The organism is Terriglobales bacterium (assembly GCA_035624455.1).
In the GTDB taxonomy this organism is placed as follows: domain Bacteria; phylum Acidobacteriota; class Terriglobia; order Terriglobales; family Acidobacteriaceae; genus DASPRM01.
The window spans coordinates 1-22,027 of record DASPRM010000099.1 but is presented as its reverse complement, the minus strand read 5'-3'; the positions used below and the strand labels follow the sequence as shown (position 1 = coordinate 22,027).

Genomic DNA, 22,027 nt, shown 5'->3' with positions numbered 1-22,027 from the left:
GAGGTCACAGCAGGCGTTTCCATTCCGGGGAAGCCGCGGTCAACTGGAGGAGATGCACGTGGGCGGGAATGAACGCGAACAGCGGCTGTCTATCTCCGGCGTGGCCATCGAAAGCGTTTCGCCGCAAGCCAAGTTCCGGATGGTTTGGGTTTCGCTTTTGGCGGCGGTAATTGGCGCAGGCGCAGGAATAATTGCTTACCTGCTCTACAACCTGATTGGCTTCTTCACCAACCTCGCCTTCTTTCATCGCGTTTCCTTTCAATTCACCAGCGCACGGCTGAACACGCTGGGGCCGTGGGTCATCGTGGTCCCGGTGATAGGCGGTCTGATCGTTGGCGTGATGGCGAAGTATGGCACGTCGAAAATTCGCGGACATGGAATTCCCGAGGCCATGGAGGCGGTGCTGGTCAGCCGCAGCCGCATTGAGCCAAAGGTTGCGCTGCTGAAACCGCTGTCGGCGGCGATCGCGATCGGCACCGGCGGACCGTTTGGCGCGGAGGGCCCGATCATTCAGACCGGCGGCGCAGTGGGCTCGCTGCTCGGCCAGTTGTTTCACACGACTGCGTCCGAGCGCAAGGTGCTGCTGGCATGCGGAGCGGCAGCGGGCATGGCAGCGACGTTCAGCACTCCGATTGCGGCGGTCATTCTGGCCATCGAGCTTCTGCTGTTCGAATTCAAGGCGCGATCGTTTATTCCACTGGTGATTGCAAGCACCATCGCCACCAGCATGCACCTGGTGCTCATGGGCCGGGGGCCGATGTTCGTGGTGGGAGCGGTGGACTTCGGCGTTCCCAACGCGCTTCCCTGGTATCTGCTTCTCGGAGTGCTGTGCGGATTGGCGGCAGTGGGATTTACCAAGGCGCTGTACGCGGTGGAAGACGGATTCGAGCGGCTACCACTCGATCCGATGTGGTGGCTGGCGATCGGAGCGGTCGGGCTTGGAGTGATCGGCTACTTCGTGCCGCGGGTGCTGGGCGTGGGATACGACACGATCTCGGACATCCTGACGAGCAAATTGACGCTGGAGCTGTTGCTGGTGGTCATGATTTTCAAGTCGCTGGCGCTGGTGGTCTCGCTGGGATCGGGGACATCGGGAGGGTTGCTCGCGCCCATGTTCATGGCCAGCGCCGCCATGGGCTCGGCGACAGGCATGATGATCAACCGCATCAGTCCAGGTGCGCATATCGCTCCGGGAGCATTCGCCCTGGTTGCCATGGGAGCGGTGTTTGGAGCGGCCTCGCGGGCGACGTTTGCCTTCATCATCTTCGCTTTCGAACTGACGCGCGATTACAACTCGGTGCTTCCGCTGATGCTGGTGAGCGTGATTGCCGACGGTATCACTATGTTCTTCCTGCCGACATCAATCATGACCGAGAAGCTGGTGCGGCGGGGACTCCGTATCCATGCGGAGTACGAGCCGGATGATCTGCAGATCGTGCCGGTGGCGGAGACCATGGACACGAATGTGCCAAAAATTTCGGATCAGGTTTCGGTCGGGGAATTGGCGGCGCGGATTGCGGCGCGTGATACCACGGTGATTCAGCATCAGGGGCTGGCTATCGTGAACGGTCAGGACGAACTGGTGGGAATGCTGACGCGGGGAGACATTTTGCGGGCCTTGGAGCAGGATCCTGGTGGACGCATGACGGTCCTGGAAGCAGGGAATCGCGAGCCGGTGATTACCTTTCCCGATGAGGTGCTAGCGGAAGCCGCGGAAAAAATGCTGCGGCACAACATAGGCCGGTTGCCGGTGGTGAGCCGGGAAAATCCCAAGAAGCTGGTGGGATACCTGGGGCGGCAAGGGATCATGGCGGCGCGCCTGCGGCGTATCCAGGAAGAGGGCGTGCGCGAGGAAGGCTGGATCGCGAGGTTTGTGCGGCGAGCGTGAGCTCAGCCACGGATCACAAGGATTAACACGGATCGGAATTAAATTTAAACCCCAAAGCCCAAAAAGTCTGGGTCTTACCTGAGCATTAGCACTCCCCATCTGCAGTTCGACTAGCCTCCCGTTTAGCTGATTGCTGATTGTCCAAACAAAAGTCAAAAGAGAATCCGTGGCAATCCGTGTCCAGCGCTTCTGCTGCATTTTTGGGCAATTGACGGGGGCGCGAGCGGGGTATAGAGTCCGGCATCGCAGAGTGCCACGCGTTACAAGTTCGTCCTGTTGCGGCCTAGTTTTATTCCCTCGGAAGAAATCTAAATTCAGAAAGGAGTCAGCGATGAAAAAGCTGATGTTCCTCTTACTGCTGCTGGGACTTTGGGTCCTTGCAGGGTGGGCGCAAGACAACGCAAGCATCTCAAAATACGTCTGGGTGGAACACATACAAGTCAACTCGGGCAAAGGGCCTACTTTTACGAAGTATGTCAGCCAAATCAAGGAAGCGGTTGACTCGAACAATGCGGAGCTGAATTGGATTGCCGGAACTGCGATGACCGGCAACATGTCGGACTACACGTTTGTCAGTTTCCACAATTCGTTTCAGGACATTAGCAACTTCGACCAGGCATTCGGCAAGGTGATGAAGGCGGCCATGGTCAAGAATGTGTCAATGCTGAGCCAGGCGGCCGAGTCGGAGCGGATGGCGCATGCCGAGATGTACAAGTACCGCGACGACCTCTCCTGGAATCCGACGAAGGTTAACGGCCCGCAGACCACGTATTGGCGAGTAACGGTTTATCACGTCAAACCGGGAATGACCATGAAATATGAGGACCTGGTGAAGGAGGTCTTGTCACTGCGTAAGAGCGGGAACATCGATGACAACTGGATTGAGTACCAGGCAGTTGCGGGCGCGCCCAACAATACATTCGTATCAGTGGTGCCGATGAAGTCGCTGGCGGATATGGATGTAGACCGCAAAGCAGCCATCGATGCGGTGTACACGCCGGCAGTCAGGCACAACCTAGGGGCGATGGTGGCCGAATGCCTGGAGTCCTCGGAAAGCAACATCATTTCCGTTAACCCGAACATGAGCCGGCCGCCGAAAACTTACCTGGCAGCCAATCCGGATTTCTGGACGGTGAAGGCAGATGACATGCAGGCAGCATCCGCCAAGACCACTGGCAAGACAAAGTCGAAGTTCAAGGAAGCAACCGTAAAGGAAGAGAAAAAGCAGTAGCAGCCTGCTGGGTCAAGAGGCCCCTTTCGGTACTCGCAATTTGTGCGCACAATCGGGTGTAAGAAAGGCCGCCAGAATTGGCGGCCTTTTTTAAGATCAGTGAAAACCAGTTCAGTTTGAGTACAGCAGCAGGCCTTCGGATTCTTTCGAGTCCACCGGACGGTAGAACAGTTGCTCGCCTTCGCGGTAGACCTCGATGAATGCCGGACGCGCATTGATCGTGCCCTGGATGAGGGCTTCGCTGAGCGGGTCCTCGATGTACTTCTGCAGGGCGCGGCGCAACGGACGCGCGCCGTAAGTGCGGTCGACCAGCGTGCGCTCGAGCACCCACTTCTTGGCGTCTTCGGTGACCGTGATGGTGATCGACTTCTGCGCCAGGTTCTGGTTCAGTTGGCTGACCATCAACTCGAGAATCTGGATCAGATCCTGCTCGGTCAGCGAATTGAAGATGATGATCTCGTCCAACCGGTTGAGGAACTCGGGATTGAATGTCCGCTTGACCTCATTGCGGACAAGGTCTTCAACCTTGCTGCCAATCTCGCCTTCCTTTTCGTCGGTCTGGAAACCGAGCCCCTGCTTCTTCTGCAGGTGGCGTGCGCCGATGTTCGAGGTCATGATGATGATGGTGTTCTTGAAGTCGACGGTATTGCCCAGACCGTCGGTGAGCTGACCATCTTCATAGACTTGCAGCAGGATGTTGAAGACATCCGGATGCGCCTTCTCGATTTCATCCAGCAGCACGACTGAATAGGGCGCGCGCTTCACGCGCTCGGTGAGCTGTCCGCCCTCTTCGTAGCCGACGTATCCCGGAGGCGAGCCGATCAGCTTGGAGACCGAATGCTTCTCCATAAATTCGGACATATCGAAGCGGATCAGGGATTTTTCTGTTCCGAACATGAACTGCGCCAGGGTGCGCGCGACTTCGGTTTTGCCGACGCCCGTAGGACCGAGGAACAGGAATGAGCCGATCGGGCGATTCGGGTTCTTCAGTCCGGCGCGGGAACGGCGGATAGCACGGGCCAGCGCACTGATGGCTTTATCCTGAGAGATGACTCGCTTGTGCAGTTCATCTTCAATGCGGAGCAACTTTTTCGACTCTTCTTCCTTAATGGAGGCGATAGGAACGCCGGTCCAGCGGGAGACGACATCTTCGATGTCCTCGCGGGCGACCACGCCGGTGGAGGATTCGTCGAGATGATACTTTTCGCGAAGAGCGCGCAGGTTCTCGCGCTCTTTGCGCTCCTCGTCCGAATAGAAGCGTGCCTTCTCGAACTCATGGTTCGCGATGGCATTCTCCATGCGATGGACGATGAACTTGATGCGTTTCTGAACTTCGGTGATCTCTTCGGGCAGCGAAGTCTGGCGCAGTTTTACGCGAGCGCCGGCTTCATCGATGAGATCGATGGCCTTGTCGGGCAGGAAGCGATCCGGGATGTAGCGGTTGGAGTGGGAGACCGCGAAGCGGATCGACTCGTCCGTGTAGCTGACCGCGTGGAACTTCTCGTAACGCTCCTTGATCCCGCTCAGAATCTTGACGGCATCGTCTTCACCTGGAGGCGGTACTTTGACGGATTGGAAGCGGCGCTCGAGCGAACGGTCCTTCTCAATCGACTTGCGGTACTCGCCCGGCGTTGTGGCGCCGATGCACTGGATCTCTCCCCGCGAGAGGGCGGGCTTGAGAATGTTGGCGGCATCGAGGGAACCTTCGGCCGAGCCGGCGCCCACCAGGGTGTGCAACTCATCGATAAAGATGATGGAGTTTTGCGACTCCATCAGTTCCTTCATAATCGTTTTGAGACGTTCTTCGAACTGGCCACGATACTTGGTACCGGCCACGATCAGGGATAAATCCAACGCTAGGATGCGCTTATCCGCCAGGAAGGAGGGCACATCGCCATCGGCGATACGCTGCGCCAAACCCTCCACTATTGCGGTTTTTCCCACACCGGGCTCACCGATCAGGACGGGATTGTTCTTGGTGCGGCGGCAGAGAATCTGCACCACGCGCTCCAACTCAGACTCGCGTCCGACCAATGGATCCAATTGGTTATCCATGGCGGCCTGAGTGAGATCACGGGAAAACTCGCTCAATAGGGACGATTCGCGGGAGCGCTGAGGCTGAGCCTTTTCCTGGGAGGTGCGAGCCAGTTCTTCGCGGACACTGGAAAGACGAAGTCCCCGCTCATGAAGGATTTCCGCGGCAAAGCACTTCTCTTCGCGCAGGAGGCCGAGAAGCAGATGTTCGGTGCCGATGTGCTTGTGGGAGAGGCGCTCCGCCTCTTCTGCGGCGTAAGCAAGCACCCGCTTGCACTCATTGCTCAGCGGCAGGTCCACTGAGGTGGAAACCTTTTCCCGGATGGTGGTGTGGCCCTCGATCTGCTTGCGAATGGATTCTACCGAAGCGTGCGAGCGCAGGAACCGGTTGGTCAGGGCCTTGTCTTCGCGCAAGAGTCCGAGCAGCAGGTGCTCCGTTTCAATATAAGGAGAACCAAACTGGCTCGCTTCATAGCGTGCGAAGAAAATTACCCGTCTGGCTTTTTCCGTGTACCGTTCAAACATTTTCCCTCTCCCAGGCCCGGGGAACGCAAATCAGCACCGCATCACCTTACCACCGATGTGGAGCCAGGTCTGTGCCCAACCCGACCTATTCTCCCGTTGCTGTCCCCACTACGCTGGCGGGAACCTGTAACCCTCAGCTAGGAGCACGCAATGTGCCAAACTCAGATGCCCAACCTCCTGCGGAATATTTACCGTCAAAACCGAAGTCCCAAATCAGGCCGTCAGCACCTCCGGCGAGACCTCCTCCAGCCGCCCTCGCTCCAGCCGAAGAACGCGATCACAACGTCGCGCAAACGCAAGGTTATGGGTGGCTATAAGGGAGGTCAAACCGTAGTCGCGATGAAGCCGAGCGATCAATGCAAACACCGCCTCGGCGGTCTGGTTATCCAAATCGCCGGTAGGTTCGTCCGCCAGCAGCAGCTGCGGACGAGTAACCAATGCCCTGGCGATCGCAACTCGCTGTTGCTCGCCACCGGAAAGCTCGCCAGATCGATGATACGCCCGGTTCTGTAAACCCACCTCGCGCAACCACTGCAGGGCTTCGGATTCGGCTTCGCGCCGATGACGTCCCCGTACCAGCAGGGGCATGGCCACATTCTCAACCGCGGTGAATTCCGGCAGCAGATAATGAAACTGCCAGACGAACCCAATCTCGCGGTTGCGAAAATCCGCTGCCGCTTCTTCGGAGAGCGATCGCAAGTCTTCTTTGGCGCAGTATACGTCACCTTCCGAAGCCCTATCAAGCGCGCCCAGGATGTGCAACAGGGTACTCTTGCCCGCGCCCGACTGGCCTACGATAGCGACCATCTCGCCATGCTTGACTCCCAGCGATAAGTTTTCAAAGACCACCAGATCCGAACTGCCGGAACGAAAAACCTTCTTGAGTTTTTCTCCGTGCAACACTTCGTGTTGTAGATATAGATGCAGATCGGACTCCAATGGTTACGAATTAGCCCCCGCGGCTACACCTTGCAGAGCCGCATCAAATCTGCTCGATTCTCACTTCTTTAATACCTGATTACAAGACTTTTTCTTTGTCAAAAATTGTCGAAAGTTCCGGTAGAAGTAACTGCAGGAGTAGCGAGCACCTGACGTGCCAAATTTCGCGGGCCCGCTAACAGCCACCGCAAGTGTTTGCCACCGAATTGCAACCGGCAGGTTAGAGAATCTCTCGCCTTGCGATACACGCTCGACAGCCCGGGAATACAGCAATCCCATTACTCGTAGCGCAGCGCTTCGGCAGGATAAATGCGTGCCGCTGATATGGAGGGATAGATGGTGGCCACAAGGGAGATAGCCAGGGATACCGCAGCCACGATCAGGCCGTCGCTGAGGCGGGGTGCAAAGGGCACATAGTCGATGGAATACACCTCCGGCGAAAGCGAAATGAAGTGATAGTGGCCACTGGCCCAGGACGCGGCAAAGCCGATGATGAGTCCGATGGCGGTGCCGACGATCCCAATCAAGAGTCCCTGAAAGACAAAAATATTGCGGATTTGTGCCCTGCGAGTTCCCATCGAGCGGAGTACGGCGATGTCGCGGGTCTTCTCCATAACCATCATGATGAGCGAGATGAGGATGTTAAGCGCCGCCACGAACACGATCAGACCGATAGTGATGAAGGTAACCACCCGCTCCAGGCGCAAGGCGCGGAACAGGGAACGGTTCTGTTCCATCCAGTTTGTAGACTGAAAGCCTTTGCCTGCGGCGTGTTCAAGTTCGCGTGCGATTTCTCCGGCTTTGTAGATGTCATCCACCTTGAATTCCAGCACTGAGACCACATCGCCCAGGCCTTCCAGTTTCTGCGCCTCGGAGAGGCGAGTAAACCCCCAACTGGCATCGTAGTCGTAGAAACCGGAGTTGAAGATACCGACAACTTTGAAGCGAACGTACTTGGGCGTCAGGCCGAAAGGCGTGAGCTCACCCTGCGGACTAGTGACTAAGACTACTGAGCCCACGGTCGCGCCCAGATCATCTGCCATGTCTTTGCCGAGAATGATTGGGGGCATCGCCGCGACGCGCGCCTGCACGGCGGACAGATCGTCAGGTTGAGAAGAATTCGATGGCGATGTTGTGGCGCGAGATTCGGGTGCTGCCGGCATCGGAGTGCTGGTCTGATTAAGCGGCTCGCTGGAGCCAATCTTGACACTTTGCAGAAGATCGCTGACTTGCCGCTCGTAATTAGGGATCACTCCTTTAAGCACAGCGCCGCGAGCGCGTGATCCGCGGGAGATAAGCACCTGATCGTAGATGGCGGGTGCGCCGGCGACCACGTGTGGCGTTTTGACCAGGCGAGTGAGCAGCTCCTGCCAGTTGCGGATGCCGTCGTTTTCGATGCGCAGCAGGTTGATATGAGAAGAGGAACCGAGCAGGCGATCCTGCAGGTCCTGGCGGAAGCCATTGTTGATGGCCAGGGCGATGACCAGGGAAGCGACTCCCGCCGCGACGCCAGCGATGGAGATGGCAGTGATCACGCCGATCACCGCCTGACGCCGTTTCGCGCGTAAATAGCGCGCCGCCACGAAAAGTTCAAAGCGCATAAATTGCTAGCGAGTCGAGTATACAGTTATTGGGTTTGGCGCTCAGCAGTCAGCAGTCAGGCGAGCACTCAGCCACCGTCATGTCGACCGCGCGATTGGATTGCTCGCAATCCAATCGCGCGTGGAGGAAACCTTGCTTTTGGGAGCTGGCCAGCAGTCGCCGGGCGAAAACGCAAGATCCTTCGACTCCGCGCCCGCGACCCGCAGAAAACGCGGGTCGGAAAAAGCAAGACGGGCGCGTCGCTCAGAATGACACTCGAGAGTTCCTGAGGAGTCGCGCCTTTCAAAGCAGAGCCAACCACGTATCCCACTCAAGCCAGCGGAGGGCTTGAGTGGGCCACCCGAACCCGCGCGAAGTTTCGTCCAGAGGACGAGTCGAGCTTCGCTCGACCTGGACGGACGGAGCGTCCGTCCCCACGTACTTGGTGCGCTGAACTACAGCCTTGGCAAGAACGTTGGCACGTCCTTCTGATACTGGCGGTATTCGTCGCCGAAGCGCTGCTCGAGCTCCGCATCTTCGCGCCGAACCATAAATGCGCCGGTGATGAGGGCAAAGCCCGTCAGTCCGAAGAGAACGGCCAGCCCGGTTCCGATGCTCCAGCCGAGCATTTCGCAGACGTGGCCGAGGTAAATCGGATGGCGCAGACGGCGGCGTATGCCCGTCACGACCAGATGTTGCGAGTGGCGATCGGGAGCGAGTTCCGCATGTCCGGAGAGTTGCAGTGGGGAGAAGCCGCGGCGGCCGCGCGCATAAAGATAGATTCCTAGAGCGATCAACAGCCCTCCTGGGATCCAGGCAAGATGCGAATTGTAGAGAGCAATTTTTCGAAACGGCCAAGTGATGGCGCCGAGGACGACCCACATTGCCATCCAGAGTGGCAGCAGGAATTGATAGACGGGGCGTCCTGCGCGGAGCCGCTCGCGCCAGGAGTCGGCGCGGGGATGGATGAGTAGCCAGAAAGAAGGCACGGTCGCGTAAATGACGCAAGCCACCCAGCCGAGGGTGCGCAAGAGCATGGAGGGATTGTAGCGAAGTGGATCGGGTGAAGGGTGATCGGGTGAAGTAAAAACCCCACCCAAGCTCGGCTTGAGTGGGGCACCCTCAGGGTTCGTAGGTGTGCTGCGATCCCTCTACTTTCCCCGGATCACGGTTTTGGCTGAGGCTTGATTATCGAAGCGGTCGTACACGCGCACCACGATCACGTGCTCGATCGGAGCGGCAGCTTCTGCGTTCTTCACATTTCGCACCGGCCCCGCGGAATGCGGAGTGGTAACTGCCCCAGTGGGAGGATCGTCCGCCAGCGCACTTCCACCTTCAGAGAGCGGCACGTTGAAGTCGTAGTTCTCGATACGGTAATCGGAAATTTGGCCCACGGGCTCGATAAGCTGCCAGTCGCCGGCATCAACGGAATATTCGGCGCGTTGAATAGGAGAGAAAGTGTCTTCGGCGCGGAACACAACATGAACCGAGTTGCCGTTCAGTTGTCCCGTGAGCCTTTGAATTTGGGGAGGCGTGGTATCGACCTCGAAGCGAGAGCTCTCCTTGACGTCGGTGAGGGCGCCTTCGGAATGCGAGGGGGCATCGGAGGCGACGACCAGAATGGTGTAGCCGCCATCGGGCAGAAGGGCGGCATCGAAGGAGTAGTACTTGTCGGTAAGCTCATCCTTCAGCAGCTTCCAGCGGGTCTCGCCGTCTCCCCGATAGTAGAGGGAATAGACCAGGTCATCATCGTTATCGTCGTGGGCAGTCCAGCGCACGGCAATCGAGTGCGGATCGCGAACCGCAGTGGGAGTGGCGTCGAAGTGCGCTGCAGCCGGCGAAGAGGGTCCTGGACCCACGCTCACCGATTCCTGTACCGCCAAGGGCTTGCTGGCGGATTGAAAGCGCGCTCCTGTCTGAACGTAGACGTCATCCACTTCGGGAGCGACATTCTTGGGGAGGTAATTGATCAACACGCTGTCGAGCGTGGTGGGCGGACTGGCGGGATGCAAAACCGCTTTCCATTGCAGAAAGCGTGCAGGGGGAGTCGTGAGTGGGGCTTCGTTCGGCAGATCAACTTTTTTCCACGGACTCCAGTTACGGTCAGGATTATCGACGTTGCCGCTGCGGGCGAAGAGTTCGTAATTTCCGGTGGCGCGCACCTGCGCGCGTCCCCAGCGCGAGAAAATCTTGGCGTCGAGGACATCGCTTTCAAAGCTGCCGTCGGCGTCAGCTCTTCCACTCAGCAAAAAGATTTTCCCCAGATTACTGGTAGCCAGATAGAGACCGCCATTCGGAGCGGGGCAGATACCGGTGACCTGGCTGGCACTGGCCTTGCCCATGTCGGTGAAGCGGTCTTCGGACTCGACCTCGAAAATGCGCCCACGGTTTCCAGTTCCGGCCAACAGGCGTCCGTTGCGATCGAAGCCCAGCGAATAGACGAGGTCGTCGTGCGAACTCCATATGCGCTTGGGCGAGCCGTCCGGAGCAATGCGGTAAATCTCGGCGCCGCCGCTGGTGGAGAAGGGTGACAGGCCGGGAGTGGATCCAAGGACCGGCCCGGTCGGACCACCCACGCCCAAAACCGAGGCGCTTCCAGCGCTGGAGACCGGTGGTCCGGTGGGGATTGCCGGAGGAATGCTGGGAAATGTCAGTCCCTGGGGACGCTTCTCGCCTACACCCGCAGCAAAGACGTTGCCGGCGGGATCGATCGCCAGGGCAGTGATCTCTTTCTTAGGCGCGCTGTAGAGAACAAAAGCCTCTCCGGTCGGCGAGATGCGGTAGATAAGCCCGCTGCCATCGGAGCCGGCGATTACGTTGCCTTGTTTGTCTATCGCCAGCACGCGAATGTGCGCTTCGTCGCTCTTGAAGAAGAGCACAGCGTTGCCGTCTTTCTCGATGCGGAAGACTTCTCCCCGATCTCCGGTAGCAACATAGAGGCGGTCCTGATTATCCAGTGCGAGTGACCATATGTACTTCGTCTTGGGGTCAAACCAAACGCTAGCGCTGTAAGAAGCGTCCGTGGACAAGGAGGCCGGCTTATCGTTACTAGTGCGCCCTTCTGATTTCTCTGCTGGTGTTTGCGGATTCTGCGGAGCTGGCGAGGCTGCAGTGCGGACGATCTTATAAACCTTCCCGTCGGGAGACGTAGCGGCATAGATGGTGCCATCGTTGGCGATGGTTAAGGCCTGAACTTCCAACTCACGCGGTTCAAAGATGATGGTTGTCTCTCCCTTGGGAGTAACGCGGTAAATCCGCGCCGGTGCACCCGCGGCGGCGAAGACGTTTCCCTGGTTGTCACTTGCCACCGCCCATATATAGGTGGAAGGAGTGGTGGTCAACGGATTGACGGCGGGAGCCAGCTCAAGAATGCCATCGCTGCGGATGGCGACGCCCTTGGCAGTGCCTTTTTCGAACTCGTCGTAACGCGATTGAAACCACGTGCGTGTACCGTCAGCATGAGCCAAATCAACAGGGATGAGAAAGAACAGCAGAAGAGCGACAACAAATTTTGACATTGGAATCCTGTGCAGAAATCTAGCGTACCACGAGACGGCGGTCGTGAACGAAGGGGCTGATGGGCGAAAGCAGGTCCCTCGCTTCGCTCGGGATTTCGCCTGCAGGCTCCCGCCAGGCTCACGCCTGCAAAACAGCTCAACGTACCACGAGAGGGTGCTGAACGAAGCGTGTGAGGCGTCGAGGCTGCGCCTCGACCTGAACGGACGGGACGTCCGTTCCCACGTGCTTCCTACCCCCCGACAAAAGATGGCGGAATTCGTTGGGTGAGACTCACCATTCCCGATTCGTCACCAATTATTTTTTGATGCGTTTAAGAAGCGAAAGAAATCGCCGCAGGCCCATGCAGGGAGTAACATTAGCTGCGTCCCTGTGGTTCCAGGGGGCCCGGACAGTTCCGGGTCTGGCCACGCGATTCCTTCTTTAAAGCGCTTTGGTGGGTTATGCCGGAGTCCAGTGCACGCCAGCGAGTGGACTTGCAGCCTGGGGATAGCCTCGTCGGCTTGAAGGTGGGGCGTTACCTGATTCGCGCCCGTGTGGGTTCGGGCGGGATGGGCGAAGTCTATTGTGCGGATGACTCAGTCCTGAAGCGGACGGTTGCTCTGAAGCGCGTCACGCCGGCTTTCTCTGGCGACCTTGAGTACCACGAGCGCTTCCTTAAGGAAGCCGAACGCGCTTCCAAAGTCTCCGACCAGCACATCGCTGCTGTCTACGACGTGCTCCAGGAGCGCGGAGAAGTCTTCCTGGTCATGGAGTACGTGGAGGGTCGCACCCTGCGGCAACGAGCCGCGGAGCCGCTGAGTATCGCGGAGTTCTTCGACATCGCAGAGCAGTCATTGCAGGCGCTCGTGGTGGCCCATGAGAGGGGCATTCTTCACGGGGATATCAAGCCGGAAAACATCATGCTCACCCAATCGAAGGTGGTGAAGATTCTGGATTTCGGCTTGGCCAGGCAAATTCCGCGTGCCGGCTCTGCGCCGGGCGAGAATCCTACAACCAGCGAAGCCCGTGCGCTTACTGGAACGCCTGCCTACATGGCGCCGGAAATTCTGCTGGAGCAACCGCCCGACCAGCGGGCAGATATTTTTTCAATGGGGGTCGTGTTCTATGAGGTGCTGACGAGGGAGAGTCCATTCCGCGCCGACAGTTTCGTGGGCACCACCGACCGCATCCTGCGCGAAGATCCGCCGGCAATCCGCCGCTTCAATCCTGCTGTGCCGCGCGGCCTGGAGCGGGTGATCTTCAAGATGTTGGCCAAGCCGCCCGGGCAGCGGTATGCGAGCGCGACGGACGTGCTGACAGATTTGCGGCAGGTGCGGGAGGGCGCGGCCGGGCCTGCGTTCAGAACCAGGACAGAGCGTCTGCGGTTCTGGGGACTGCTGGCTGTCGTGGCATTACTGGTGCTTGTGCTGGCATTCACGCTGGTGGAAAAAATGAAGCGGCAGAGGCCGCCGGGCGGGGAGCGGGCAGCGCTCGCTCCGGCAGGCCGTTACCTGGCCGTTCTCCCCTTCCAAGCAATTAATGGGGACGATAAGACTCGCGCCTTTTGCTACGGGCTTACGGAAACGCTGACCAACAAACTGTCGCAGCTAACGCAGAAGCATGCTCTGCAGGTCGCCCCGGCGAGCGAAATACGGGGGCAGCAGATCACTTCGGCGGAAAAGGCGCAGGCCATCCTGGGGGCGAACCTTGTGCTGGAAGGAAGTCTGCAGCAAGCGGGCGACAAGATGCGGGTCAACTACAGCCTGGTCGACGTCCACTCGCACAAGCAACTTGGAGGCGATACCCTGACCGAGCTGGCTGCCGACTCGTTCGCGTTGGAAGATCAAGTGGTGGAGAGCGTTCTCAATAAGCTCGAGGTTGAACTGGGAGCCGAAGAACGCCGCACGCTGGCGGGACATGAAACCTCGCCTGCCGCTCACGATTTTTATGTGCGCGGACGAGGATACCTGCAGGAATACGAGAGGCCGGAAAACATCGACAATGCGATTACGGAGTTCCGGCACGCCCTCGACAGTGATCCCAATTATGCGCTGGCTTATGCGGGACTGGGTGAGAGCTACTGGCAGCAGTATCAGCACACCCACCAGACGGATTGGATCGCCAAAGCTACGAACGCTTGCCAGCAGGCGGTGAAGCTGGGTCCGACTCTGGCGAATGGCTATACCTGCCTGGGGATGGTCTATAACGAGACCGGGCAATATGAAAATGGCGCCAAGCAGTTCCAGCGCGCTCTGGAGCTGGACGGGACGAGCGATGACGCCTATCGCGGATTAGCCTACGCTTATGAGCACCTGAATCGTCCGGGCGATGCGGAAGACACGTACAAACGCGCCATCGCCATGCGGCGCAATTACTGGGCGGGGTACAACTGGCTGGGGAGCTTCCTGTATCGCCACGGCCGGTATGCGGAAGCGGTGGACATGTTCAAACAAGTGATCGCGCTGGCGCCGGATAGCTTCCTCGGCTACAGCAACCTGGGTGCCGCTTATCTGGTATCGGGCAGCTACAATGAGGCAGTCCAGAACCTGGACCGATCCGTGGCCATTCGGCCGACGGCGCGAGCGTACAGCAACCTGGGTGCGGCTCATTTTTATTTGCGACAGTTTGGAGAAGCGGCCAGCAATTATGAGAATGCGGTAACGCTCGATCCGCGCAGATCCTCTCTGCAAGGGAATTTGGCGGAAGCCTACTATTGGGTTCCGGGAAAGCGGCAAGAATCCCTGGCCATATTCCGTAAAGCACTGGAACAGACGCGGGAGGACTTGAAGGTCAATCCGCGGGATGGCATGACACTGAGCGAGTTGGCGTTCTATTCTGCCGCCCTGGGGGATGCTAATGGCTCGCAGGCCTATTCCAGGCAGGCGCTAGCGGTGGGAGCCAGCGATCCGGAAGTATTGCTGAAAATTGCGCAGGCGGCAGCCTTTTTGAGGCAAGATACACTTTGCATCGAGTATTTGAGGCGTGCGCTTGAGAGAGGATTGCATCCGCGCAGCGTCAGGGAAAATCCCAGCTTTGACCGTTTGCAGTCGAATTCGCAGTTTAAAGCAGTTGTGGGCCAGTAGCGTCAGTGATTGTCCAAACCCAGGAACCAGCCAATAACAAAGTAAAGGAGGGGAAATATGGCGGCAGAACCGACTCCATTTGCGAAAATTCAGGAAGCCGTAGTCACGGTCCTCGATGCCTCCGGCAACGTGAATCAGGACGCTGTAACCCTCAACAATGGAGATCAGATTTACTGGACTTCGACCCGTGGCATTGGAGATTGCTGGATTGTCTTCCCATCTGTGAAAAAGAGTCCGTTAGGCGGGCAGGCTGCTGTCCAGCTATTGCGGGACGGAGGGACGATAGGTCCATTTCCGATTAAGGGCAAAAAGAGAACAGGCTATAAGTACTCGGTCATCGGGCTCGAAGACTCGAATGACCCCACGATCATCGTGGACAACTAAGCCGTTCGGGTCTCTCAGGCCATTTCCAAATTGGGTGGGATGATACTCGGTCCTAACGATGAAGAAAGAGGAGGAACGAGTATGAAGAAGAAGTGTGGGTTCTCACGAACCTGTCGATTGGTGTTCCTTACCGCAGGTGTGCTGTGTCTCGCAGTGTCCGTCGACTGGGCTCCCCGAGCGGTCCCGGCTATTATCGCCGGACCGGTTCTGGCCGTAGACACCACCAACTGCCAAGACCTTCAAGGCGCGAAGATCGTCATCAGCGGTAACCAAGGAGGTTTGAAGAATCCAAAGCACAAGTGCGTAATCGTTCACGTCGGCAATGGAGAAAAAGAGATTGTCTGGAGTGTAGATGCAGGAACGAGTGAAGCTTGGGTTCTCTTTAGAACCGCCTCTCCCTGTAAGGATAACCACAAGCCACATCCCCAACCTGGGCATGACGACAAGTGCGAACTAAGCGATGCCGTGATACAGCAAGCGAGGGATCCAGAGATCAAACACGTGGAGTGCACTTATTCGATCAAGGGCACTCAGGGAACGAACAGTGATCCAACGATCATCGTGGACAATTAGGGACACGGGGCAATCGGGAAAGTTGTAATCGGGTAATTTCAGAACCGCAGACCCGTATTCGTGATGGGATGAAACGCAAGATCCTTCGCCTCCGCGCCCGCGACCCGCGAAAAGCGCGGGTCGGAAAGCCAAGGCGGGCGCGTCGCTCAGGATGACAGTTGGAGGTCATGAAGCTGGGCTTGGTTAGCGAACTGGGTTTGGTTAGCGAACAAACTACCCCGCCAAGCTTTGCTTGAACGGGGCACCCTCAGGGATATCGGGTGGTCGTGTGATCGGCGATCGCGAGATCTGAAGACCCGGACCCTAGCGCACATTCACGGTAATGATCTGCGCGCCAGAAACCACAAAGTCCAGGGGCGTCGATGCCTCGTTCACCGCGGACTCTCCCAGGACTACCATGTCCTGCGTGCCGCGCATGCCGTCCATCACGTTCATGATCGACAGCGGGACGCTGGGCATGATCTTGTCTTCCACCATGGCTTCGGGATTGGCCTCCAAAAGCGAGACATAGAGCTTGTAGTTGGAGCGTTCGTTGTTAAGCATGGAGATGGTGGAAGCCAGGTCGAGGCGGCGCGAGGTGGGCGCCATGCGACGCATGCGGTCGATGGTGTCGCCATCGCTCACCAGGATGCGCAGCGTGCCCTTGGGAGCCGAGGTGGGAATGCGGACGGGAATCTTGCGCACGATACGCTCGCCGCGATAGGGCCGCAGAGCGGCTTCGACCACGATGTCATCGCCGGGACGGGCTTCGGTGACGTCAGTGCGGGCGCCCTCCAGGCGTGCCCAGCGGCGCTCGGGCACCAGGTCGAGATCGAGTTGAACGCTCTTGATGTCGGGCTTGGCGTAGGGATTGTCGTAGATGCGCCCGAAACGCTCGCCGAGAGAAAGGGCAACGCTGGCGGCAGTGGGCGTGCCGCTATCGGTGGGCGAGAACATGTCCTGCATCTTGACTTCGGGGTAGCCGTTTACGTCGATTCGTCCCTGGAAGCGGTAGGTAACATCCTCGCCGTACTCATTCAGCCCCTGCAGGACGCTGTAGGCGGTAGCCATCACCGCAACCGGAGTGAGGCGCGCGTTGTTCAGCACCGAATAATGGAAATTGCGGGGCTTGGAAATGCCGTGGACGGTCAAGGTCACCGGGATCATATCCGGCTCCTTGCTGAAGCGGCCGAGTATGCCGGAGCTGCGATCCTGAACGAAAGAACCAACCTGCTCGGTGGTGTTGATGATCTTGAAGGCGTTGAGCGGCGAGGGTAGTGTCGCCACCACGTTGGCCTTGGTCATCGGGATATCGACCTGGCCGAACTTCAACAGCGGATGGCCGCAGGCCAGCAGGTGGTCGGCATCGACATAGGTGACAGTGCAGGTGGCCGCAATATTGAGGTCGCCCTCGACCAAGACCGCACTGACCGCGGAGCCGGGCTCTAGGGGCTCAGGCTGCGGCTGATGGCTGGCCGAACCAATGCCCATCACTGGAACAATTCCAGCCGACGCAAACTGACTCTGAAAACGGCGAACTGCATCTTCCGAGAAGCCATTGAAGACCAGCGGAGTGTCGATGGGGGTCATCATGCTGGCGAGGTTGGCCAGCGAGGTTGACGGGAGACCCGGTCCGGAGGTCTTTTCCAATACCTGCGCGGCAGGAGGGGTATTGCTGGCATCGGCGGGCGGCGCGGAGCGATCCAGTTCGTCAATCTCCATCATCTGGGCGATTGGGGTCACTCCGGCAATGGGCTCTTTGGAAAATTCGCCGATGCGATAGGCGAGCGCCCCGACCAGCTTGCCGTCGATGTACACCGGGCTACCGCTCATCCCGGCGACAACGCCGGTGTATTCAGGCTTGGAACCCTTGAGCCGAATCAGGATCATGTCCTGCTTGGGCCCGATGGCGTTGTTGAGAACGCCCAGGACTTCGATATCCATGGGTTCCGGGTTGGCACCCTGAAAGACCGTGAGGGCATAGCCCTTCATACCCGGATGGATTTCGGAAACCGGCATAGTGGCGACTGCAGGTTTCCCCTGTGCTAACGCCGGCATCAAAGTTAGCAGATACCCGACGAGAGCGAAGACGAAGAGTGGCTGAGTTTTTCTCATACCGCTGGTATGTGACCTCGAAGGTTCGGAGCGTACTTGCAAACACCATAACAAACACAAAAGGACGTACGCTTGACGGAAAGAACTGCTCAGGGAGCTGCTCTTTCGCGCCCGGTGAGGGGGAGTACACCCAAATGAAAAAGCAGATTTGAGCAGCTATACTAACACAGAAAAATACCGCGTAGCGTCACTTAACGAATACAACGGATAAAAAAATGTGGTCGATGAAAATTATTCCCATGGCAGGCAGGAGTCTTTTGAATAGCTTCGTGTTGCTGGTCCTAGGGGGCCTGTTGGCGCTGCCTTCGGCCGCTCAGAGTCAGGGTTCAGCGCCGAGCAGTACGCCCAAGCCCCAGGCGCAGGCGCCGGCGGAAGCTGGCGGTCCCGAGGGAGACGTGGGCCCCATCATCCTTCCCAAGAAGAAAGAGGACGATGCGCCACCACCCCCACCCGCTCGCACCACTCCCAAGCAACCGGAGGGCATGCCCGACTTCTCGATCCGGGTGGATGTACCTGTGGTCAATGTGCCGGTTACCGTAGTTACGAAGGACGGCCAATTCATTCCCGGGCTGAAGAAGGAGAACTTCAAGATTTTTGAGGACGGTCAGCCGCAGCAGATCAGCAATTTTGGGGTCTCGGAAGCGCCGATTACGGCGGTGCTGCTGGTGGAGTTCGCTTCGACCGCGTACCGTTTCATGTATGACGCGCTGAACGCCTCCTACACATTTGCCAGTACGCTGAAGCCCCAGGACTGGATTGCGGTGGTGTCGTATGACATGAGGTCGCACATCATCACCGACTTCACCCAGGACAAACGCGAGGTCTATGCCGCGCTGGGGCAGTTGCGGATTCCGGGGTTCAGCGAAACCAACCTCTTTGACGCGCTCTATGACACGCTGGACCGGCTGGACCGGATCGAGGGCCGGAAGTATGTCATCCTGATTGCCAGCGGGCGCGACACCTTCAGCAAGCTCACCTTCGACAAGATGCTGAAGAAGGTGCGCGAGACCCCCAACGTGCAGATCTACACCATCAGCACCGGCGAAGCTTTCCGCATGTGGCTGGACTCGGTGGGCGGAAGCTACTTCGGCGTGCAGCAGTATCTGCTGGATCTGATGCAGGCAGATAACGAGATGAATGCTTACGCCAAGCTCACCGGAGGCCGGTGGTACAAGCCGCGGTTTGAGGGCGAGCTGCCGGAGATCTTTCGCGATATCGCGTCCAATATCCGCAACGAATACACGATCGCTTATCACCCCACGAACGCCAAGCTCGACGGCACCTATCGCAAACTGAAGGTGGAGCTGACAGCGCCTGATGGCGGGCCCCTGAAAGTGCGAGATCAGAAGGGCCACGACCTGAAATTCATGGTGATTGCGCGTGAAGGCTATACGGCGAAGCACCAGGTGGAATAAAGGAAGCACTCAGCAATCAGCGGTCAGCAATCAGTAAGATCTTGAGCGTGCCCCATCCTCGCCGTCTTTTTGCCAGGGTGGGGTGTTTTGTTTGAACTGGGTCTCAGGATTTTTCGGGACGAGAGCGTTACCCATCAGTGCATGTGGAATATCAGGTCCAGCAGGAAGGGGCAGGCTACTCCCACGAAGACCACCAGCGCCGTCTTGATTCCAGGTTCGCGATTGACTTCGGGGATGAGGTCGGAGGCGGCGACATAGAGCGTAACTCCCGCTGAAATTGGCAGACCCACTGAGACTGCGCCGCGCGTGAAGGCCATGGTGGTCACGCCGAGCATAGTGGCCAATCCCAGCAACGCGGCTGATCCCCAGGCGACGCGGCGGCTGCGTCCCGCAGCCAGCATCACGGAAGCGATGGTGAAGCCCTCGGGAATTTTGTGCAGGAATACCGCAAAGAAGATGATCCAACCCAGCCAACTGGCAACCAGGAACCCGGAGGCGATCGCGATGCCGTCGAAGAAGGTGTGGATGGCGAGGCCGCCGACCACGGAATAGGTCTTATGGGAGTGCACAAATGCTTCGCGGTGCGTCTCCTCGCCGAAATGAAAGTGCGGAGTGACCGTGTGCTCGAAGAAGTGCACGATCAGATAGCCCAGCAGGATCAGAAGTGCCGCACTGTCGCCGCGCAGGCGGACGCTCTCGGGAAACATCTCTGCCAGCGCGGTGGCCAGCATGAAGCCCGATCCCAGAGCCACAAAGTATTTCAGATAGTGGCGCTCCCAACTCTTGCGCACGATCACGCCGCCACCGAAGATATTGGCCGCGGCGGCGGTAAGGCCGAGGAGAAAGCTGATCGCAATGGGACTCATGTGGCGGGGAGCAGGGTATCAGCCGGGGGAGGGAGTTTCCAAGTGCTTGCCGGTGCGGTGCAAAGCTAAGAAAAACGCGAGATCCTTCGACTGCGCGCCGCGACCCGCGCAGAACGCGGGTCGGAAACCTACACGGGGGCGTCGCTCAGGGTGACATTTCATGGGATTCGTCCTGCGTAAGGGGTTCAGTCCTGTGCTAGGCTGTGGGGCACACAAAAAGCTGTCGAGGCTGCGCCTCGACCTTCCCACCCTAGCCAAAAGACGGCGAGGATGGGGCACCCACCCAATTTCCCGCTCTATTTGGGGCATAGAGGAGAAGTCGTGAATCTTACATCCAAGGGCAAGGCGCGAGTTCTGATTGCCGTCTTCGGCGTCATGGTCATCACAGCGGCGCTAATGCCGACGGCCACACAGGCACAACTGTTTTCGAAGCAGTTTTCCGCCGACATGAGCATGAAGACTCCTCACGGTGTCCAGACCGGCAAGATCTATGTCGGGGACCAGAAAATTCGCTGGGACATGAACACGCAGGGACATCAGGGCGAGATGATTACCGATGCCGCCGCCAAAACCGCGTACATGATCATGCCGCAACAAAAGATGTACATCGAATACAACATGAGGGACGCGCAGCGGCAGGGAGCCATTGACTGGTCGCAGATGAAGCACTTTGACCCCAACAATCCCTGCGCCACCTCTGAGGATTACACCTGCAAGAAGGTAGGCAGCGAGAGCGTGAATGGTCGCAGCTGCGACAAGTGGCTGTTCACATCCAAGACAGAGCCCAGCAAGACCACCACCGCCTGGATCGACCAGAAGCTGCATTTTCCCGTGCGCAGCGAGACCAGCAACGGAGTGGAATGGAACCTAGCCAACATCCAGGAAGGATCGCAGGATGCATCGCTGTTCCAGGTGCCGGCCGGGTATAGGAAGTTCGATATGGGGGCGATGGGAACGCGGCAGCCGCAGTAAGCCACGGATTACACGGAAGCCGCGGATTACACGGATTTTCACGGATTAGAATCATGAGACCCCTGAGCGGGATCAGGGAACTTGTGGAGATTGAATCAGAGTGGAATCCCGGACAAAAAACCTCGGCCAAGCTGCGCTTGAACGGGGCACCCTCAGCAGTTTCTTGACAACGGACAGCGTAGATTGGGGACGAAGATCGGAACTGAATAGAACTCTCTGATTCCTAATCCGTGAAAATCCGTGGAACCCGTGGCTCTCTTCACCCGCTGTGCCGAATGTGCAGCACATCGCCGTCTTTCACGATGTAGTCTTTGCCCTCCAGGCGCAGGGTGCCTTTGGCGCGGGCGTTGGCTTCCGATCCGGCTTCGAGAAGCTGATCCCAGTGAATCGTTTCGGCGCGAATAAAGTGCTTCTCGAGATCGGAATGAATCGCGCCCGCCGCCTCCACGGCGCGCGTGCCGCGAGGGACGGTCCAGGCGCGGCATTCGTCCTCGCCCACGGTAAGGAACGAGATCAGCCCCAGCAGCTCGTAGGTCTTGCGGATCAGGCGCACCAGCCCGCTCTCCTTTAATTTGTAGCTGGCGAGAAAATCGGCGGCGTCCTCGTCGGACATCTCGGCCAGCTCGGCTTCCACCTTGCCGCAGACCGCGGTCGCGCCGGTGTTGGGATGCGCGGCCAGCTCGGCGATCGCGAATTTTGCGACGGCTTTTTCCAGGTCCTCGCCCAGGTTCTCGCTTTCGGAGATGTTCAATACATAAAGGATGGGCTTCTCGCTCAGGAACATGAAGCCGCGGATGCGCTTTTTGTCCTCGGGGGTCATCTCCATCTGGCGCAGCGGCTTTTCTTTTTCCAGCCAGGCCTGGGCGTGCTTGAGCAGCTCGTGTTCTTTTTCGAGCTCGGGATTTCGCATCTTCTTCAGATCTTTTTCCAGGCGCTCCTGCCGC

Annotated in this window: 15 protein-coding genes; 7 read left to right on the top strand and 8 right to left on the bottom strand. The window is 58.3% G+C overall.

Annotated elements, in window-relative coordinates:
• The first annotated feature begins 58 nt into the window (after nucleotides 1–58).
• Entirely contained in the window at nucleotides 59–1,888 is a 1,830-nt protein-coding gene (locus VEG30_10825; GenBank protein HXZ80414.1) for a chloride channel protein, read from the top strand.
• Between the two features lie 331 nt (nucleotides 1,889–2,219).
• Nucleotides 2,220–3,119, top strand: a complete 900-nt coding sequence (locus tag VEG30_10820) for a hypothetical protein (protein ID HXZ80413.1) — start codon at nucleotides 2,220–2,222, stop codon at nucleotides 3,117–3,119.
• Between the two features lie 111 nt (nucleotides 3,120–3,230).
• Here the strand turns inward: VEG30_10820 and VEG30_10815 are convergent, their stop codons facing one another.
• The 5 genes from VEG30_10815 to VEG30_10795 all read right to left on the bottom strand — a co-directional run bounded on the left by VEG30_10815 (nucleotide 3,231) and on the right by VEG30_10795 (nucleotide 11,716).
• Entirely contained in the window at nucleotides 3,231–5,678 is a 2,448-nt protein-coding gene (locus tag VEG30_10815; protein HXZ80412.1) for an ATP-dependent Clp protease ATP-binding subunit, read from the bottom strand.
• 213 nt (nucleotides 5,679–5,891) lie between these two features.
• Nucleotides 5,892–6,617: an ABC transporter ATP-binding protein gene (locus VEG30_10810; protein HXZ80411.1), complete on the bottom strand. Its 726-nt coding sequence runs from the start codon at nucleotides 6,615–6,617 to the stop codon at nucleotides 5,892–5,894.
• A 278-nt stretch (nucleotides 6,618–6,895) separates the two neighbouring features.
• Nucleotides 6,896–8,218, bottom strand: coding sequence for an FtsX-like permease family protein (locus VEG30_10805; protein ID HXZ80410.1), 1,323 nt, complete (start codon nucleotides 8,216–8,218; stop codon nucleotides 6,896–6,898).
• 435 nt (nucleotides 8,219–8,653) lie between these two features.
• Nucleotides 8,654–9,235 (bottom strand): isoprenylcysteine carboxylmethyltransferase family protein, encoded by a 582-nt coding sequence (locus tag VEG30_10800; GenBank protein HXZ80409.1) that lies wholly within the window; start codon nucleotides 9,233–9,235, stop codon nucleotides 8,654–8,656.
• A gap of 114 nt (nucleotides 9,236–9,349) precedes the next feature.
• Nucleotides 9,350–11,716 (bottom strand): hypothetical protein, encoded by a 2,367-nt coding sequence (locus VEG30_10795; GenBank protein HXZ80408.1) that lies wholly within the window; start codon nucleotides 11,714–11,716, stop codon nucleotides 9,350–9,352.
• A gap of 441 nt (nucleotides 11,717–12,157) precedes the next feature.
• Here VEG30_10795 and VEG30_10790 point away from each other — a divergent pair, with 441 nt between their 5' ends.
• The 3 genes from VEG30_10790 to VEG30_10780 all read left to right on the top strand — a co-directional run bounded on the left by VEG30_10790 (nucleotide 12,158) and on the right by VEG30_10780 (nucleotide 15,736).
• Nucleotides 12,158–14,779 carry a protein kinase gene (locus VEG30_10790; protein HXZ80407.1) on the top strand — a complete coding sequence of 874 codons (2,622 nt, stop codon included), beginning with the start codon at nucleotides 12,158–12,160 and terminating at the stop codon, nucleotides 14,777–14,779.
• A gap of 57 nt (nucleotides 14,780–14,836) precedes the next feature.
• Nucleotides 14,837–15,163 carry a hypothetical protein gene (locus VEG30_10785; GenBank protein HXZ80406.1) on the top strand — a complete coding sequence of 109 codons (327 nt, stop codon included), beginning with the start codon at nucleotides 14,837–14,839 and terminating at the stop codon, nucleotides 15,161–15,163.
• Between the two features lie 81 nt (nucleotides 15,164–15,244).
• Entirely contained in the window at nucleotides 15,245–15,736 is a 492-nt protein-coding gene (locus VEG30_10780) for a hypothetical protein (protein HXZ80405.1), read from the top strand.
• A 303-nt stretch (nucleotides 15,737–16,039) separates the two neighbouring features.
• Here the strand turns inward: VEG30_10780 and VEG30_10775 are convergent, their stop codons facing one another.
• Complete coding sequence (locus tag VEG30_10775) at nucleotides 16,040–17,830, bottom strand: SpoIVB peptidase S55 domain-containing protein (protein ID HXZ80404.1); 1,791 nt, start codon at nucleotides 17,828–17,830, stop codon at nucleotides 16,040–16,042.
• A 215-nt stretch (nucleotides 17,831–18,045) separates the two neighbouring features.
• On the opposite strand from VEG30_10775, the gene VEG30_10770 reads away from it, so the two are divergent.
• Entirely contained in the window at nucleotides 18,046–19,245 is a 1,200-nt protein-coding gene (locus tag VEG30_10770; protein ID HXZ80403.1) for a VWA domain-containing protein, read from the top strand.
• Between the two features lie 134 nt (nucleotides 19,246–19,379).
• Here the strand turns inward: VEG30_10770 and VEG30_10765 are convergent, their stop codons facing one another.
• Nucleotides 19,380–20,111 carry a ZIP family metal transporter gene (locus tag VEG30_10765; GenBank protein ID HXZ80402.1) on the bottom strand — a complete coding sequence of 244 codons (732 nt, stop codon included), beginning with the start codon at nucleotides 20,109–20,111 and terminating at the stop codon, nucleotides 19,380–19,382.
• A gap of 321 nt (nucleotides 20,112–20,432) precedes the next feature.
• On the opposite strand from VEG30_10765, the gene VEG30_10760 reads away from it, so the two are divergent.
• Nucleotides 20,433–21,083 carry a DUF4412 domain-containing protein gene (locus VEG30_10760; GenBank protein HXZ80401.1) on the top strand — a complete coding sequence of 217 codons (651 nt, stop codon included), beginning with the start codon at nucleotides 20,433–20,435 and terminating at the stop codon, nucleotides 21,081–21,083.
• Nucleotides 21,084–21,342: 259 nt separating this feature from the next.
• On the opposite strand, the gene VEG30_10755 is transcribed toward VEG30_10760, so the two are convergent.
• Nucleotides 21,343–22,027, bottom strand: a 685-nt coding sequence (locus VEG30_10755) for a DUF933 domain-containing protein (GenBank protein HXZ80400.1), incomplete at its 5' end; no start/stop codon positions are given.

Bases quoted from the DNA above. Each gene is read 5' to 3' on its own strand.
- VEG30_10785 (HXZ80406.1), top strand. From the start codon at position 14,837: ATGGCGGCAGAACCGACTCCATTTGCGAAAATTCAGGAAGCCGTAGTC.
- VEG30_10795 (HXZ80408.1), bottom strand. From the start codon at position 11,716: ATGTCAAAATTTGTTGTCGCTCTTCTGCTGTTCTTTCTCATCCCTGTT.
- VEG30_10800 (HXZ80409.1), bottom strand. From the start codon at position 9,235: ATGCTCTTGCGCACCCTCGGCTGGGTGGCTTGCGTCATTTACGCGACC.
- VEG30_10820 (HXZ80413.1), top strand. From the start codon at position 2,220: ATGAAAAAGCTGATGTTCCTCTTACTGCTGCTGGGACTTTGGGTCCTT.
- VEG30_10815 (HXZ80412.1), bottom strand. From the start codon at position 5,678: ATGTTTGAACGGTACACGGAAAAAGCCAGACGGGTAATTTTCTTCGCA.
- VEG30_10775 (HXZ80404.1), bottom strand. From the start codon at position 17,830: ATGAGAAAAACTCAGCCACTCTTCGTCTTCGCTCTCGTCGGGTATCTG.
- VEG30_10780 (HXZ80405.1), top strand. From the start codon at position 15,245: ATGAAGAAGAAGTGTGGGTTCTCACGAACCTGTCGATTGGTGTTCCTT.
- VEG30_10790 (HXZ80407.1), top strand. From the start codon at position 12,158: ATGCCGGAGTCCAGTGCACGCCAGCGAGTGGACTTGCAGCCTGGGGAT.
- VEG30_10770 (HXZ80403.1), top strand. From the start codon at position 18,046: ATGTGGTCGATGAAAATTATTCCCATGGCAGGCAGGAGTCTTTTGAAT.
- VEG30_10805 (HXZ80410.1), bottom strand. From the start codon at position 8,218: ATGCGCTTTGAACTTTTCGTGGCGGCGCGCTATTTACGCGCGAAACGG.
- VEG30_10765 (HXZ80402.1), bottom strand. From the start codon at position 20,111: ATGAGTCCCATTGCGATCAGCTTTCTCCTCGGCCTTACCGCCGCCGCG.